Annotated in this window: 13 protein-coding genes; all 13 read right to left on the reverse strand. The window is 62.2% G+C overall.

Annotated features, from left to right (window positions below; all coding sequences use genetic code 11):
* Positions 1-2 precede the first annotated feature (2 nt).
* Positions 3-1,130 carry a TIGR03088 family PEP-CTERM/XrtA system glycosyltransferase gene (locus EYS42_RS11125; protein WP_130968233.1) on the reverse strand — a complete coding sequence of 376 codons (1,128 nt, stop codon included), beginning with the start codon at positions 1,128-1,130 and terminating at the stop codon, positions 3-5.
* Complete coding sequence (locus tag EYS42_RS11130) at positions 1,127-2,326, reverse strand: glycosyltransferase family 4 protein (protein ID WP_245503610.1); 1,200 nt, start codon at positions 2,324-2,326, stop codon at positions 1,127-1,129. Before EYS42_RS11130 ends, EYS42_RS11125 begins: the two co-directional genes overlap by 4 nt.
* On the reverse strand, positions 2,323-3,486 hold the full coding sequence (locus EYS42_RS11135) for a glycosyltransferase family 4 protein (protein ID WP_130968234.1): 1,164 nt from the start codon (positions 3,484-3,486) through the stop codon (positions 2,323-2,325). Before EYS42_RS11135 ends, EYS42_RS11130 begins: the two co-directional genes overlap by 4 nt.
* Positions 3,483-5,396 (reverse strand): XrtA/PEP-CTERM system amidotransferase, encoded by a 1,914-nt coding sequence (locus tag EYS42_RS11140; protein ID WP_130968235.1) that lies wholly within the window; start codon positions 5,394-5,396, stop codon positions 3,483-3,485. Before EYS42_RS11140 ends, EYS42_RS11135 begins: the two co-directional genes overlap by 4 nt.
* Complete coding sequence (gene xrtA, locus EYS42_RS11145; RefSeq protein ID WP_130968236.1) at positions 5,396-6,937, reverse strand: exosortase A; 1,542 nt, start codon at positions 6,935-6,937, stop codon at positions 5,396-5,398. The genes EYS42_RS11140 and xrtA overlap by 1 nt, the downstream gene beginning before the upstream one ends.
* Positions 6,934-8,142 (reverse strand): TIGR03087 family PEP-CTERM/XrtA system glycosyltransferase, encoded by a 1,209-nt coding sequence (locus EYS42_RS11150; RefSeq protein WP_130968237.1) that lies wholly within the window; start codon positions 8,140-8,142, stop codon positions 6,934-6,936. Before EYS42_RS11150 ends, xrtA begins: the two co-directional genes overlap by 4 nt.
* A 1-nt stretch (position 8,143) precedes the next feature.
* Complete coding sequence (locus EYS42_RS11155) at positions 8,144-9,196, reverse strand: FemAB family XrtA/PEP-CTERM system-associated protein (protein WP_130968238.1); 1,053 nt, start codon at positions 9,194-9,196, stop codon at positions 8,144-8,146.
* Complete coding sequence (locus EYS42_RS11160; protein ID WP_245503612.1) at positions 9,189-10,067, reverse strand: XrtA system polysaccharide deacetylase; 879 nt, start codon at positions 10,065-10,067, stop codon at positions 9,189-9,191. Before EYS42_RS11160 ends, EYS42_RS11155 begins: the two co-directional genes overlap by 8 nt.
* Entirely contained in the window at positions 10,064-11,116 is a 1,053-nt protein-coding gene (locus EYS42_RS11165; RefSeq protein WP_130968239.1) for an XrtA/PEP-CTERM system-associated ATPase, read from the reverse strand. The genes EYS42_RS11160 and EYS42_RS11165 overlap by 4 nt, the downstream gene beginning before the upstream one ends.
* A gap of 4 nt (positions 11,117-11,120) precedes the next feature.
* Positions 11,121-12,593 carry a TIGR03016 family PEP-CTERM system-associated outer membrane protein gene (locus tag EYS42_RS11170; protein ID WP_165456739.1) on the reverse strand — a complete coding sequence of 491 codons (1,473 nt, stop codon included), beginning with the start codon at positions 12,591-12,593 and terminating at the stop codon, positions 11,121-11,123.
* A 74-nt stretch (positions 12,594-12,667) separates the two neighbouring features.
* On the reverse strand, positions 12,668-13,678 hold the full coding sequence (locus tag EYS42_RS11175) for an XrtA-associated tyrosine autokinase (protein ID WP_130968241.1): 1,011 nt from the start codon (positions 13,676-13,678) through the stop codon (positions 12,668-12,670).
* Between the two features lie 13 nt (positions 13,679-13,691).
* Complete coding sequence (locus tag EYS42_RS11180) at positions 13,692-15,242, reverse strand: XrtA system polysaccharide chain length determinant (protein WP_130968242.1); 1,551 nt, start codon at positions 15,240-15,242, stop codon at positions 13,692-13,694.
* Between the two features lie 52 nt (positions 15,243-15,294).
* Positions 15,295-15,873 carry an XrtA/PEP-CTERM system exopolysaccharide export protein gene (locus EYS42_RS11185; protein ID WP_130968472.1) on the reverse strand — a complete coding sequence of 193 codons (579 nt, stop codon included), beginning with the start codon at positions 15,871-15,873 and terminating at the stop codon, positions 15,295-15,297.
* Positions 15,874-16,021 lie beyond the last annotated feature (148 nt).

Consider the following 16,021-nt stretch of genomic DNA (forward strand, 5'->3'; position numbering starts at 1 on the left):
AATCACCCCCTTTGGTGGAACAGCCGCTGATAAGTTCGCAGGACGAGCTTCAGTGAATGGTATTCAACGACATGCTGACGAGCCGGATGTCCGGAAGGGACGCCCGACGCACGCGCTGCCCCGATGGCATGTGCCATCGCAGACACATCCTCTGTGGGCACCAATTGTCCAAACGTTGCCTGCTGCAACAAGCCTCGATTGCCGCCAACGTCGGTGGCAATGATCCGCAGGCCGGTCGCCATCGCTTCCTGCAGCGTGCAAGAGGTTCCTTCAGCCCGAGAAGGCAACACAAAGCAGTCCATGAAGCGGAGGAGTTCTGGCACGTCAGCACGCGTTCCTGGCAACCAGAGACGCTCTCGAATGCCTGCCTGTGCCGCATCACGCTCCAGAACACCACGCAAAGGTCCATCACCCACGATCACGAGGCGAGCGTCGCTGGATGTCACCGGGTCTGTCCTCACCCAATGTGCAAAGGCCTGGACAAGCAATTGATGATTTTTGATGGGCTCAAGCCGCCCGACTGCACCGACCACCCACTCTCGCCCCCTGTTGAAAGGAAAGCCCTCAGGGGGATCATCTTCACCCTGCAGGGGGCGGAAACGATCAGTGTCCACCCCGTTGGGAATCAGCGAAACTCGCTGACGGTCGATTCCAATGACATTCAGCAAATATTCTTCAAGCTGGGCCGAAACAACGACGAATCGATGAACAGATCGTTGATAAAGGCGCCGCAGCCACTGGTATTTGATGTTGCTTCCATCAGGATCCGATATATCCCATCCGTGCTCAGCATGAATGCGCAAAGGAACCCTTGCCGCCCACGCAACGGGCATGAACTCCAGTGCAGCCAGATTGCATGTGTGCAGAACATCGGGCGCGAGTTGCCTCAACAGCCGGTAAACCTGTGGGTACATCGCAAAGGGTTGTCCGGGTCTCTTGTGAAGCGACACGAACCGGACGTCATCACGCTCGATGCGGAGAGCGAAATCATCATCAATCTGGGTCAGCGCAACAATCGTGTGTCGAAACTGGTCGTGCGGCAAACCATTGACCAGTTGAACAATGACGTTCTCCAGCCCACCGGCTGCGAAGCGATAGACCAGGTGCACGATGTGGGTGCGCGACGTCATGCTTGCACTCCCTGCGCCTGGATGCGCTCGAACAGTTTCAGCTGCCCCTGCGTGGTGGCCTCCCAGCTGAACCGCTCGGCGTGTCGGCGTGTGGCCTCTCGCTCGGGGGGATCAGCCCGCAGTGCCAGCCAGGCATCGGCCAGCGCCTCAGGGGTGCGGGCGTCCAGCAAGCGCCCGGCTGCTGCACAAGTGACCACCTCGGGTGTACCCCAGATGTTGGTGGCCAGCACCGGGGTGCCGCAGGCCATGGACTCCAACAACACATTGGCCCAGCCCTCACGGCTGGAGCAAAGGGCCAAAGCGTCGGCTGCGCTGTACCACCAGGCCAGTTCTTCGTGCGCAATCAGACCAACGAAGCGCACACGATTGGCCACACCCAAGGCTTGCGCCTGCTGTTGCAAGGCCTGTTGTTCTGGGCCAGCACCAGCGATCAGCAGCTGAACATCGGGCAAATGACGCATGGCCTCGATGGCAATGTGGTGTCCTTTGCGCTCGATGAGATGCCCCACAGACAGCAGGTACGCCGCATCGGGCTGCAACCCCAGACGCTCCCGGGCCTCTTGGCGCAGCTTGGGGCTGAAGCGCTGCAAATCAACACCGTTGCGCAAGGTGTGCAAACGGTCAGGGCTGGCGCCCAGTTCGGCCAGGGTGTCCATCAAGGCCTGGCACACACCAATGGAGGCATGGGCCGCAGCGGCCGTCTGCAGTATGAGCTTGCGCGGCCAGGCATGCTGCGGAATGAGGTTCAGGTCGGTACCACGCGCCGTGACCACAAAGGGTTTGCTCAACCACCTGGACAGCAACATGGCGGCGACACCGTCGGGGTAGTAGTAGTGGGCGTCAATGAGGTCAAAATCGAACCCCTCCCGCTGCAGGCGGCGAATGGTCGGCCAGGCACCGACGGCCAGCGTCCATGGCGCCACATTCATGCCCACCTTGGGCGGCAAGACATAACGGGGGTGATGCACCTCGATGCCATTGCGTGTCTCGTGGCGCGGCGTGGACGCAAACTGCGCGTACTCGCCGAACCGTGGGTGGGTGGAGGGGAACCAGGGCACAGGGGCCACCACTTTCACCTCGACGCGGCCCGTGCGCATGAGCTCACGCAGGCGCGTCTCGACGAACACGCCATGGGCGGGTCGTACCGCACTCGGGTACAGGGTGGAAAACAGAAGGATGCGGGTGGCGCGGCTCACCGGGCAGCCTCCTTGGCGAGGGCCACCACACGATCGGCATTGCCCAACCAGGTCAGGTTCAAGCGGTCGATGGTGTCATGCGCACCCTGAGCCAATCGCTGGCGAAGCCCTGTGTCTTCACACAGGCGAGTGAGCGCCGCCTCCAGTTGGCCTGGCGCCTGATCCTGAAACAGCACGGCATTGAGCCCGTCGGTCAGCACCTCTTGCAGGTTGGGCACCGCAGGTGCGACGATGGCTTTGCCCAGCGCCAGATACTCCATCAGTTTCAGTGGCGATGCATAGGCCGTGACCGCCGGCTGCAAGGCCACATCGAATGCCGCCACGTGGGCGGGCACACGGTCACGATCGATCACCCCGGTGAAGGTCACACGCTCAGCCAAACCCAGGTGCCTGGCTTGCTGCTCAAGTTCTGCGCGCACAGGCCCATCGCCCACGATGAGCAGATGGATGTTCGACGGTGCTGCCGGGGTGGCCATCCAGGCAACGATGCGGTCAACTCCATGCCAGTCACGCACGAATCCGGTGAAACCCAGGACCAACCGCCCCGACAGCCCCAACTGCGCCTTGGCCTGATCAGGCTGGGGCGCTTGCGCAAAGTGCGCGCGGTTGATGCCGTTCGGGATGACCACCACCCGCTCACGCGGCACACCACAGGCCAGCACGTGCTTGGCCAGCACATGGGTCACCGGCAGCACACGGTCGGCCCCACGCCATGCAGCGCCTTCGGCCCATGCAGCCAGCCAGGGCAAAGCCAGCCCGCCACTGTGCCTGGAGCGCTCCTCCACCAGCGGCGCATTGACTTCAAGCAGCAATGGCACCCCGAGCCGGCGACTCGCCATGCGTCCAGACAACAGGAACAGGTTGTAGCGCTCGTAAATGACGTCAGGCTGAAACTCTTGGGCCGCTGCCATCAGTTTGCGATAGGCCACCAGGCTGTAGGCCAGCTCCATCAGCTCGTACACCGCCTTGGGCAGCTTGGCCTTGAGTTGGTGCACCCAACCCATGTCACTGCCCATTTGACCTGGGCTGTCGCTGTGTTCAGGCATGGGCGCCACCACACGCACCTCGTGGCCCTGGCTGCGCAAGGCTTCGATCATCTCTTCTATGTGCACGGCCTGACCATCTTTGGAGGCTGTGCGGTGGTGGTACAGAATCTTCATGGGTGGTCTTGAACTGCGCGCTCCTGCAAGCGCAGAAATGCGTCAAACATCATCAGCATCCACAAGCCGTCAGCATGATCAGCCAAGCCCTGTTGATGCGCTTTCACCCAGCGATGCAGCTCGGCGGCATCGAACAGGCCGCTGTCCAGCATGCGATCACTCAACACGGCCTGCTGCATGCGCTGCGCCAGCGGCCCCCGCAACCAGCGGGCCAGCGGCACCGAAAAGCCCATCTTGGGCCGGTACAGCACATCGTGCGGCAGCAAGGGCTCGAAAGCCTTTTTGAACACGTGCTTGCCCTCTCCCCCATGGATCTTGTGACGGCTGGGCAAGGTTGCCAGCCACTGCACCAGTTCGTGGTCCATCAGGGGTTCACGCACTTCCAGCGAGTGCGCCATGCTGGCTCGGTCCACCTTGGTGTTGATGTCTCCCACCAGCCAGGTCTTGAAATCGATGTACTGGATGAGTGCCAGTGGATCGTCGGTGCCTGCACGCGACGCATGCGCCTGGAACAGCTCCTGGCTCTGGTAGCCGCCCAGTGCTCGTTTGAAGCCGTCGCTGTAAAGGCGTGACCTGGCATCGGCACGCAAACGGGACATGCTGTGGTGATAGGCCTGAGCCGCGTCCATGGCCAGGGCCTGGAATGTGGTCTTGGCCCTCATGAACCGGGGCGCCCAGTCCATCTTGGGGTACAGACGCCCCAGAGGGTTGAACACCATCTGACGCAGGCCAAGTGGCAGCGACTGCCGTGCGGATTCCTCGGCCAGGTGCATGCGGTAGCGGCGGTAACCACCCATGGCTTCATCACCGCCATCGCCCGACAGCGCCACGGTGACGTGCTTGCGCGCCATCTGGCAGACACGGTAAGTAGGGATGGCAGAGCTGTCCGCAAAGGGCTCGTCGTACAGATGCGCCAGTCGATCGATCAGGTCAAAGTCATCGCTGCCGACGATCTCCAGGCGGTGATCGGTGCGATGTCGATCAGCCACCATTTGGGCAAACTCGGATTCATTGAACTGCGGGTCATCGAAACCGATGGCACAGGTGCGGACAGGCTGTCCGGCATGCCCTGCCATGGCCGCGACCACCGCGCTGGAGTCCACCCCCCCGGAGAGAAAGGCCCCCAGAGGCACATCGGCGATCATGCGCAACTTCACCGATTCCTTGACACGCGCCAGGAGCTCGGCCTGCGCGTCGGCCTCCGCAATCGGGTTGTCCAGCGTGAACTGCACATCCCAATAGCACTGTGGCGTGGGCGCCTTGGGCTGCCCCCTGCGCCAAGTGAGTGTGTGGCCGGCAGGAAGCTTCTGCGCATCGCGGTAGATGGACCTGGGATCTGGCACATAGCCCAGCGAAAAGTAATCCTCCACCGCGCGAGGATCGATCGTTCGCACGAAGCGGGGATGCGCCGTGATCACCTTGAGCTCTGAACCAAACACCAAGGTGCCGTCTGCCAACACGGCGTAGTGCAACGGTTTGACACCCAAGCGATCTCGCGCCATGAACAGCGTCTGCTGACGGCGGTCCCAAATGGCGAAGGCGAACATGCCCCGCAAGCGGTGGACACAGGCTTCACCCCATGCGAGCCATGCCTGCAGGATCACCTCGGTGTCGCTGCGGGTCCGGAAACGATGCCCCAGGGCCTCCAACTCCTGCCGCAATGTCTGGAAGTTGTACACCTCGCCGTTGAACACAATGACCACTGAACGGTCCTCGCTGAACAACGGTTGCTGCCCCATGGACAGGTCAATCACAGACAAGCGCCGATGGCCCAGTGCCACACCCGGCTCCAGGTGAACATCGGCTTCGTCAGGCCCTCGGTGAGCCTGTACGTCATTGATGCGAGCCATCAGCGCAGCGTCAAACAAACGGGTGCCCTGGAGGTCAAACAGGCCTGAAATACCGCACATCAGCGCTGTCCTTGTGTGGCCAGGAGGGCTGCATCGATCTGCGCGTCGTGCGCCCTGGCGAACCGGGTCAGCCGAGCCACCGCCTCGGCATCGTCCTGGGTGTACAACGTGATGATTGCACCGTCATCACCCTGCCCACGCAGCAGCTGCCAGCCACCCAACAGCTTGGCATGAGCCGGACGCACCTCGATCTGTCCATTGAGCCAGAACAACTGCCACACCCTCAACCCCTTGCGTGATGCACCGGGCGCCAGATGCCGCTCCATCACCTCGGACTCCTTGAGGGTGACAAAGCCTTCGCGCCAAGGGACCTGCCTTGCGCGCTCAGCCGACACCGACCACATCGGGTCTTCGTTCTGAGCCAGGCGGTTCTCGGCACTGATGAGTTTGGAGTCGCCGCCCTGCCTGCGGTAGTAGGCCAGATGCAGGCCCACCTCCCCCTGATCGACTGGGTAGACCCGGTGAACACTTGCTCGGGCCCCGCGGTAGTCTGGCTCCCAGCGCCCGTCGGGTGCGCGCCCAGCGCCCATGGCCGCTGGGGCCGCGAGGAGCACCGGCTCGGTCGACAAGCTGTCTCGCACGTGCGTGAGCCATGCCCAGGGAAGGGCCAGCGCCATGGCGGCGAGCATCACAGCCACAGCACCTCGAAGGCGCCAAGGTACGGCTGCGATCGGCAGTGCCTGAGGCTGGCCAGCGCCTGCGGACGTTACCGAAGCGGGATCATGCCAACGCCCACCGAGCCAGAACAGCAAGAGCAGGACAAACCCGAAAAACACCCAGCCGTAAATCAAGTGGTCGACCCCTGTGGCGATGGTGTTGCCCGAGTAGTGACCGAGCATCACGATGAGGTAGGCCCGCAACCAGTTGGCGATCAAAGCCACCGCCACCGACAACACGAGGAAGCGGACACGCAAGCGCATGCTGGTGTAGTTGAGGTAACCGTACAGGCAGCCCGCCATCACGGAGGCCACGAGGTAGCGAATGCCACTGCAAGCCTCGACCACCGACCACGAGCCGGAGGGAATGACGAACTGCAACCCCTCTCGGTACACAGGCACACCCGACGCCCGAACGGCCAAAACTGTGAAGTCGGCCGTGCGGTTCATCAACCATGGCAGCAGGAAATCACCAAATGGCACGCACAGGAAGACAAAGCACAGCGGGAAAGTCAATGCACGGGCGAGGGCCCAGCCACCGACCAAAGGCACCGCCATCACCATCATGGCCACCAGCGCAAACTGCCTGAGGGCATTGACGCTGACCAGCTCGCCAGCCAACCATGCCAAAGCGATCAAGGCCATGGGCACCACGGCACTGAACGCCGGCAGAGGAGAAAGCGACTGCCACTGTTGCCGTGCGCGCCAGATCAGCCACAGACACAACGGCGGCACCACAAAACCATGTGCGTAGGTCTCTGACCGTTCCCAGATGTCCACCATGGACAACGCAGTGGGTAGCCACGTCAGCAGCACCAGCACCCAAACCAGGCCAATGCCCGCCCATGCCAGGCGCCAACGAGCAGGCAAGGTCTGGGGGTTCATGAACGGACTCCTTGCGGCCACAAGGCATCCAGGCCGGACAAATGGGCCTGCCAGCTGAAATGCTCGACGACGAAGTGGCGAGCATTCAGTCCGGCCTGCACATGCGCCTGCGGGGACGAAAGCGAGCGATCGATCGCCTGGCTCCACTCCTCGGGTGAATCAGCCACCCACAGCCCTTGCGCCGGAGTGGCGGAAATGGCCTCGGCACAGCCGTGAACCGTGATGACGGGCTGGGCCATGGCCATGGCTTCCAGGATCTTGTTCTGGATGCCCCGGGCCACACGCAAGGGCGCCACCACCGCATGTGCATGTTGCAGATAGGGGCGAACGTCTGGCACGGTACCCGTGACGGTCACGCCAGGCCCTTGGAGGGCGCGAACTTCGGGCGTGGGGTTGCGACCGACCACATGGAAGGTGGCATGAGGCCACCGCTGTCGCACCTGCGGCAGCACTTCCCTCGCGAACCAGATGACACCATCCACATTGGGCCAGTAATCCATGGCACCGGTGAACACAATGGGTCGGTCAGTCGACGCGAACGGCGATGGGCTGTGAGGCTCGGGCGCAAACACACTGGCATCCACGCCATTGCACAGGGCTTGAACCTTGTGCTGGCTCTCAGGAGCCAGCGAGCGAAAGAGCGCCGCCTCCTTGTCGGTCACCAGGAAAGCGTGCTCGGAAATGGCCACAGCCTCTCGCTCAAACGCCAGCAGGCATCGGCTTTCACGTTGGTACAACCAGGCCATGGGGCCACGACGCGCCTGCGCGTACTGCGCCCACTTCACAGAATCGACATCGACAAGGTCAAGCAACATGGGCACCTGCGCAATGTGGGGCATCGCAAACTGGGCCATGGCACCAGAAAAGACCACCGCGGCCTCCGGACGGTGATCACGGACCACCGACGCCACCCAATCGCGCATGCGCTGGCTGCGATAGAACCGCACTGACAAGGGTTCCTCACACAGCATGGCTGGCAGGCTGCGGAGCTTGCCCCATGCGGGTGAGAGGCGTTCGACATGCAGATCCGGGCACAGCGCACGCAAAGCGGGCAGGTGCGCTTCGTCTTGCGGATCATCGATGAATGTTCCCAGGAACACCCTGTGGCGCCTCTGCAGGTGCTTCAGCAGGTGGTACGACCGCACCTTGTCGCCCTTGTCCGGGGGGTAAGGCATGCGGTGGACGAGGTACAGAACATTGCCCATGTCAGCCCAGATTGCGGACGATGAAGGGCCCCAGCCAGTTCGCCAGACCGATCGGCATCTTGCGCCACGTCTGGATCATCAGCTTGTACTTGCGATTGGAGGGGTTGTTCTGCGGGATGCTGTCCCGGGTGTACAGACGGTATTCGTAATGCAGCGGCTGCGGTTCAAAACCCCAGTTCTTCTTGAACGCATACGAGCCGGTCTCTTTCTTGCTGCGACCGTAATCGAACACCTTCAAACCACGCGCACAGGCCCGGCGCATCAACTCCCAGTACTTGAAATCGTTGGCTGCCAGGTCGCGGGCAGCCACAGCGTCCCCGGCGTAATACGGCAGCACTTCATCACGGAAGTAAAAGCTCATGACACTGCTGACGGGGACCCCCTCGGCATCACACACGGTCATGACCTCGCAGTCACGACCGAAGGTGTCCATCAGACACTGGAAATACTTGCGAGGCATGGCCGGCGTGCCATGGCGATGGACATTGTCGGCATACAGCGCAAAAAAACGCCCGACGTCTGAATCGATCTCGGAGGTCAGCCCGTTCTTGATGCCCTTGCGGACCATGGCACGCTGCTTGCGCGGGATGGCCAACATGTTCGCCTCTTCGTCAGGCAGGATCTCCTTGCGGAATGTCACGTAAAGGTCCTGCAAGGGCCAATCGTCATGTCGACGCGACACATTGCGAAACTCGAGGTGATCCACCTGCAGCTGCCGGGCCAGCTGGTCTGCATGCGCCTCCAGCGCGTTGCCAGCCTCCTGACTGGCAGCCAACAACCCGCCGTAAACGGCAAAAGGCAGACTGGTCAAAGACCGGCCAAACAACAGGCTGTCCACATGGGCCATGGGCAAGACACCGACGACCGTCTGGCCTTCCAGTGCGCACAGATAGTGGGTGTCGTGACCGAACACGTCCCGCACCACATGGGCCCAGGCAGCCCTGTGGAAGAACGTGGCCTGAGGATGGTCCTGCACGAAGGCATCCCAGGCCTGAGCCAACGCCCGATCCCAGGGCTCGAGGCGCACGACGCGCAACTTGACCGGCTCACGCATGCTGCACCTGGGTCTCGGCCGTCGGCAGGAAGATCTGATCCATGCGTCCCCAACGGAAATCCGCAAGCAAACGCTCCAGCCTGGGCTGCATCCGCGACAGGTTCAGGTAGTGCCTGAACTTTGACTTGGGGTCAGCGCCTGCCACGCGAGGCTGCTCGGGATCCACCTCCCAAGGGTGGAAGTAAAAAACAGCCGCCTGACCCTCACGCTCATTGACCTGCCGAATCATCCAGCGGGAGAGCGCATACGGGAACAGGCGAAAGAACCCACCCCCACTGGATGGCAGGTTTCGCCCGGCGAGGTGCAAGGTGGTCGGTGGCACCTCGATCAAACCCTGACGGGCCGCGTAGGCGAACCGAGGGGCATCCGGCATGCCGTAATGGTCATGGGCAATCGGGTAGATGCTTGAGCTGTAGCGGTGACCCGTCTGCAGCAGCACATCCAACGCCCACAGATTGTCCTGACCAATCGAAAAACTGGGGGCGCGGTAGCCCAGTACCGCCTGCCCTGCAGCATCCTCCAGCGAGGCCTTGGCTCGCATCAAGTCTTGACGGAAGCCCTCGGGTGTCAAATCACTGACCCGCTCATGGCCATGGCCATGGCTGGCCACCTCGTGACCGCGCCTGGCGATCTCGTGAACGAGCGCGGGGTAGCGGTCCGACAACCAGCCCAATGTGAAGAATGTGGCCCGGGTGTCATGACGGTCCAGCATGTCGAGGATCAGGTGCACATTGCGCTCGACGCGGCACTCTCGGGTGGGCCATTCGTCTCGGCGGATGTAGGGCGCAAAGGCCGAAACCTGGAAGTAATCTTCCACATCGATGGTCAGGGCATTGACAACCGACCGATGCGGGGTGGGGGACACGGTCACTGTTTCTCCTGCAACTTCTTGAGTGCGGCCATCAGCTCGAGGCTGAGTTTTTCCTGTCGCAGCAAGCTGCGCTCGATGCGTGCCATCTGGGCAGCCAATGAAGCAGATGGCAGACCGTCAGCAGCCACCGCGCCAGCCACACGGGGCACAGTGCCATGTGGAGCAGCATCACCCGACGTGGACTCGGCCACGGCAGGCATGGCTTGCGAGGGATCGCCCTCGATCTCTGACAGCCAACTTTGCTCTTCGTGCAGCTCTTCGATGACGGATGCCAGCATGGCGGCTGAGACGTGTGATTCACCCGCCAGAAAGGCACTCAGCAACACGCGATCACACAAGGTGTTGATGCGGCGAGGCAGGCCACCGGTGTACTCGTGGATGGTGGCAAACACTGCCACATCGAACGACGGCTTGCCCGTGGAGCCAGCACGCTTGAGTCGGTGCTCGATGTAGCCACGGGTTTCATCTTCTGCCATGGCACCCAGGTGACAGCTGGCCGTCACCCGTTGCCTCAGCTGCAGCATTTCAGGGCTGAGCAAAATGTTGCGAAACTCTGGTTGCCCGACCAGGAATGTTTGCAGCAATGCGCGATTGCCATGCTGGAAGTTCGACAACATGCGCAACTCTTCAACCGCCTGGGGTTTGAGGTTCTGCGCCTCGTCCACGATGAGCAGGCAACGCTTGCCCAGGGTGGCCTGGGTGATGAAGAAGGCTTCCAGCGCCATCAACAACTCTGCCTTGTTGACGTCCCGAACGCGCACGCCAAATGCGGCACCCACCATGCGCAAGGTGTCATCGGCCCCCAGCTGGGTGCTCACCAGCTGCGCGGCCACCACGGCCTTGGGGTCGATGCTGTCGAGCAGACTGCGCACCACCGTGGTCTTGCCTGCACCGACTTCCCCTGTGATGACAATGAACCCTTCAGCGCGCATCACACCGTATTCAAGGTAGGCCCGAGCACGCCGATGCGGTTTGCTGCCGAAGTAGAAGGTGGGGTCTGGGTTGAGCTGAAACGGTTTGCTGCTCAGCCCGAAAAACGACTCGTACATGGTGTCAGAACTGGTGCAGGAGGTTACCGATCAGCTCGTTTTCGTGGGTGGCACTGTTCAGCGTCTGCGAGCGACTTTGACGCCACTGCAAACCACCTGATGTGCGCAATCCAAAACGGGTGGAAAGGCCCAGTTGGCCCGTGTGTGTGGCACTGCGAACACCCGTTCGCGGCGCCTCACTGCTCTGCGCCGACCAGCCAGCCGACAATGTGGCCACGGGTGTGAGCCGGTGACTGAAGGTCAACTGCCAACCGGTGGTCTGAATCTCGCCGCCCTGATCAAGGTCATCGCCGACCTGGCGAGCGTCACCAGACAATGTGCGGGTGTCACTTTGAGTCCAGTTCACGGCATAGGTCTGTCGGGTGGTGGTCCAGAGAAACGATGCAGTCTGCGAACGGCGGAGGGTGGGCCGAGAGGTCAGGTAACTCACAGCAACTGGCGTGCTGCCTGACAAACCTCGACGGCGGAGTTCTGCATCCACCAGGCGTGCCCGCGCAATCGGGTCGGCCTCCAGGGGGGTCAGCTGAAGATCAAACAGCTCTCGCAGGGTACCCAGCACCGCGGTTTCGGTGCCAGTGCCCAGACTCAGGTCCCGCACATCGGTCAAAGTGAAAGCACTGCGCGCCATGCGATGGCTGAAGGCAATGTCGTGGCTGCGCCCGAAAAAACGCTCCACCACATTGCCGCTGAAGCGGGTGCGCTCCGACGGTCGCCAGACCAGACCCGCGCCGTAGGTGGCCTGAGCCCCCTGCCCAGCCCGCTGCTGGTTGGACGTCTCGGAGCCCACCCGCAGATTGCCTGCCCATTGGGCACCCCAAGGCCAGTTCATTTGCCCTTGCAAGGAAGTCAGACGGGCCTTGATGGCCGCGCCCTGGTAGGAGGACACCTGCTCGGCGCCCGTCAAAGACCAACTCGCGCCGCTGGCCAGGGGCTGGGACAATGCCAGCGAACTGGTTTGCCCCAGTGAGTCTGGTCGATTGCCTGCGTCGGATTGCTGAAGATTCCAGGCATGACGCGCCTCCAGGGAAATGCGATGGGGCAACAAGCCTCGGACGACCGGCGACAGACGCCAGCTGGAAGTTTGGGCGTGGTTCACATCGGACACAGCACTGCCAGACAAAGTGCCCAAGGCAGACACCGGCTGACGACTGACCGTGCCGGCCAAGTCCAGGTAGGCATGCTGATCCACCAGCTCGAGCTGCAACGCACTGTTCAATGCATGCCGCAGCTGCTGGGGCTCATTGCCGGCCGTGCGCGATTGAAGGGTCAAGCCATAGTCGACCGAGCCGCGCAAGCCAGGGCGCGTGCTAGACCACAGAAACCCCGGCGACAACTCCACCTGCGCCCCACCACTGGCCGATGACACCGCACCTCCGCCCAGCTGATCAGACCATCGCACACGCGAGTCCAGCCGGTACTCGATTCGCGAGCGACCGCTTGCGCCCGCCTGCGCGGTCTGCGCGGTCTGCGCTTGCACGTGAGCCGAAGGCAAAAGCACCCCAAGCACCCCAAGCACCGACAGCAGGCAAGTCCATGTGCGACGGGTGGTCATCAGCCCCCCTGCCCCGATCCTGACGGTGGAGCCGGCAGGGACGGTGATTGCGCATTGGAGGCCATGTCGGCATGGCTGTAACCATATCCATGGCCATATCCATAGCCGTAACCGTAGGCTTCCCCACCAGATGTTCGGGCCTGGTTGAGCACCATCAATTTGACCGGGCAGGCCTCGATGGTGGACAACGCAGCCTTCACCTGCGATTGCAAGGTTTTCTCAGCCTGAACCACCATCACGATCTGCCCCATGTGCGTGGCCAGCACACGCGATTCGGTGGTGAGCAACAGCGGTGGCGAATCGAAAATGATGATGCGGTCAGGGTAACGCTTCCCCATGTCCTCGACCAAGCGGGTCATGGCAGCGCTTGCGAGCAACTCGGTGGCACTGTCACGCGGCGAGCCGCTGGGCAAGAGCGTGAGGTTCTCGATGTTGGTGCGCAAAAGCACCTGAGACATCTCCACCTTGTCGTCCACCAGCAGGTCCAGCAAACCCGGTCCAGGGGGCAAACCGAGCACTTTCATCAAGGAGGGCCTGGCAACGTCGGCATCGACCAGCATGACGGTGTAGTCCACTTCCATGGCCAGGCTAAGGGCCAGGTTCACGGCGGTGAAGCTCTTGCCCTCACCTGGCATCGAGCTGGTGACCATGATCAGGTTGCCATGCAGCACGTGGGCCGCGCTGCGCCCGCGCGCATTGTCCAGCAACGGGCGTTTGATGACACGGTACTGATCTGCTACCGACGACCGAGGCGACGAAGGCGTCACGAACCCCATGGCTGCGAGGCGGTCGAAATCGATCTCGATGGAACGCGAGACTGGCTGACCGAGGGGTTGACGTGCCTTCTTTTCGGAGGGCATGTCGGGCGAGGGCACCGTGGCTCGTTCGGCAGGAACCGGCAGCCCAGGCGCAGAGGGCCCAGGCAGAGGCGGCAGGTCATCGGGCATCTGAGCCCCCGCCTGCCGCAGTTGCGCCAGACGCAGAGCGGCCTGTTCGATGGAGTTGGTCATGACGTCTCGCCCCTCAACCCGAAAAACCGGTGCGGAACACCAGGTAGGCCACCAGCCCCACAAACAAGATCACCAACGCGGCCAAGGCCAACAAAAACCTGAAGAGGCTGCGCCGCTCAATGCGACGGCGCGCGTCATTGACCACCAGCGAGACCACCCCCAGCAAGGGCATGCCCGACACCTGGCGCAGCGAGGCAGCGTCGAAAAACACCGGGCGGATCTGTGACAGCAGGAAGGCGACGCCCATGCCCGCAGCCAGGCCGACGATGAGTGCGCCCGGCATGAGCAGGGCACGGTTGGGCGCTGCGGGCTTGTTGCCCGCGCGCGGCGGATCGATCACGCGGAAATCGGCCACGTTGGACGCGGTTTCAAGCTCACTGGACAAGTTGGCAGACTCACGCCGAGACACCAGATCGTTGTAGTTCTTCTGGTGGATCTCGTAGTCGCGGTTCAACTGGGCCAATTCAGTTTCCAGCTGGGGTGCGAGTTTGAGTCTGGCTTGCGCCTGGGCCAGCCGGGCGTTGTACTCACCCACACGGGCACGCAAGCCTGCCACCTGCACCTCGGCCGTGGCCATGGTGCGGCTGAGTTCCTGCAGGGCGGGACTGCTTTCCAGCAACGCAGACGGTTGCTTGGCCGCAGCCACGCGCTTTTCTTCTTGCTCCCGCTTCTTTTGATCTTCAAGTTCTTTGATCAGGCGGCGGGTGTTGAGCACATCGGGATGCTGCTCGGTGAAGCGCTGCAGCAAGGCATCCAGCTGGCGCTTTTGCGCATCCAGTCGACTGTCGATTTCAGGTGTTGCGATGGAGGATCCCCCATCACTGACCCGTGTCAGTGCACCACGGGCCTGATCGATCTGGCGACGCGCGGCTTCACGTGCACTCTCAGCCTCACGCAGCTGCAGGCTGGCTTCGCTGAGTTGCGCCGTGAGCTGCGCGATCTGGCCCGCCGAATCGGTCTCACCCTGCAGCTCGATGTTCCGAAGCTTGAACTCTTTCAGGCGGGTTTCTGCCTCCGACAGCTTGTTTTCGTACGATTTGATCTGCTCGTCGAGAAAGCGGCGCGCTGAGTCGGTGTCGGTCCTGGAGGCACCCAGGCTGGACTCGACAAAAATGGTGACCAGCGCCTGCACCACGCGTTGCGCCCGCTCGGGGGAAGTGTCGCGGTAAGACAAGGTGTACAGGTTGTCGCGCCCTGTGGTGCGAACCTGGATCTCTTTGGTGACCTGATCGATCAGGGCGTCTCGCTCTGCTTTGGTCTTGATGCTGAGGTCGAGGTCGGCGTTCCGGATCAGGCGCTCGATCGTGGGGCGACTGATCAGGGTACGGCTCAACATCTGAACCTGCTGCTCGACGTTTGGCTGGACCGCCAGACCGCTCATGAGCGGACGGAGGATCGATTCGGTGTCCACGTGAACACGCGCAGATGCCTCATACCGATCCTGCATGAGGAACACGAACGCCGCCATGGCCAAGGCCACCACCCAGGCCACCGCCATGGCGACGCGCCGGTACATCCACATGCCACGGGCCACCGTGGACAGTTGTTTGATCAGCTCATCCATGCCAGTGCCATCGCTCCGCTTGGTGGAATTGCAACCACGACCACCCAGCGGGTCAGAACAGGCCTTGGGGAATGATCAGCACGTCGCCAGGCTGCATCTCGACGTTGGCCGAAATGTCACCTCGCTTGATCAGATCATGAAGCCGAACGGCATAGCGTTTGTTGCCTTCGGCAGCACGAACCAAGGTGGCGCGGTTGCCGTCGGCAAAGTCAGTGAGCCCGCCCACCGCGATCATGACGTCCAGCACTGACATTTTCTGTTTGAAGGGAAGCGCCTGCGGACGTGCCGCCTCGCCAACCACTCGGATCTGCTGGCTGTAGGGCCCGACGAACCCCGTGACGATCACCGTGACCACAGGATCACGAACAAATTTGCCGAGGGCGCCTTCGATGTCACGCGCCAGTTGCGCCGAGGTCTTGCCCTGAGCCACCAACTCTTCCACCAGAGGCGCAGAGATTTTGCCGTCAGGGCGCACAGGCACCGACATGGACAACTCAGGGTTGCGCCACACCGTGATGCTCAAGGCGTCGCCCGGACCGATGATGTAATCAGACGACCCACTTTCGACCACCGCGGGCGCCGCGGGGTGGGGGCTGGAGGCACACCCGGCCAACCAGGCCGCAAGCATCATGACAGTGCACCAGCGAACAAGGGCCGACACGCCCGCATGGAAGAACCTCAAGACAACCTCCAGATGTAAGAATTCCTTCAGACCGAAGGCACTGTATCGCAATCCGACACCCAACAGAACCCACCATTGAGGCGGTTCCACCCCCCTA

This window comes from Aquabacterium lacunae (assembly GCF_004310865.1).
Lineage (GTDB): Bacteria > Pseudomonadota > Gammaproteobacteria > Burkholderiales > Burkholderiaceae_C > Aquabacterium > Aquabacterium lacunae.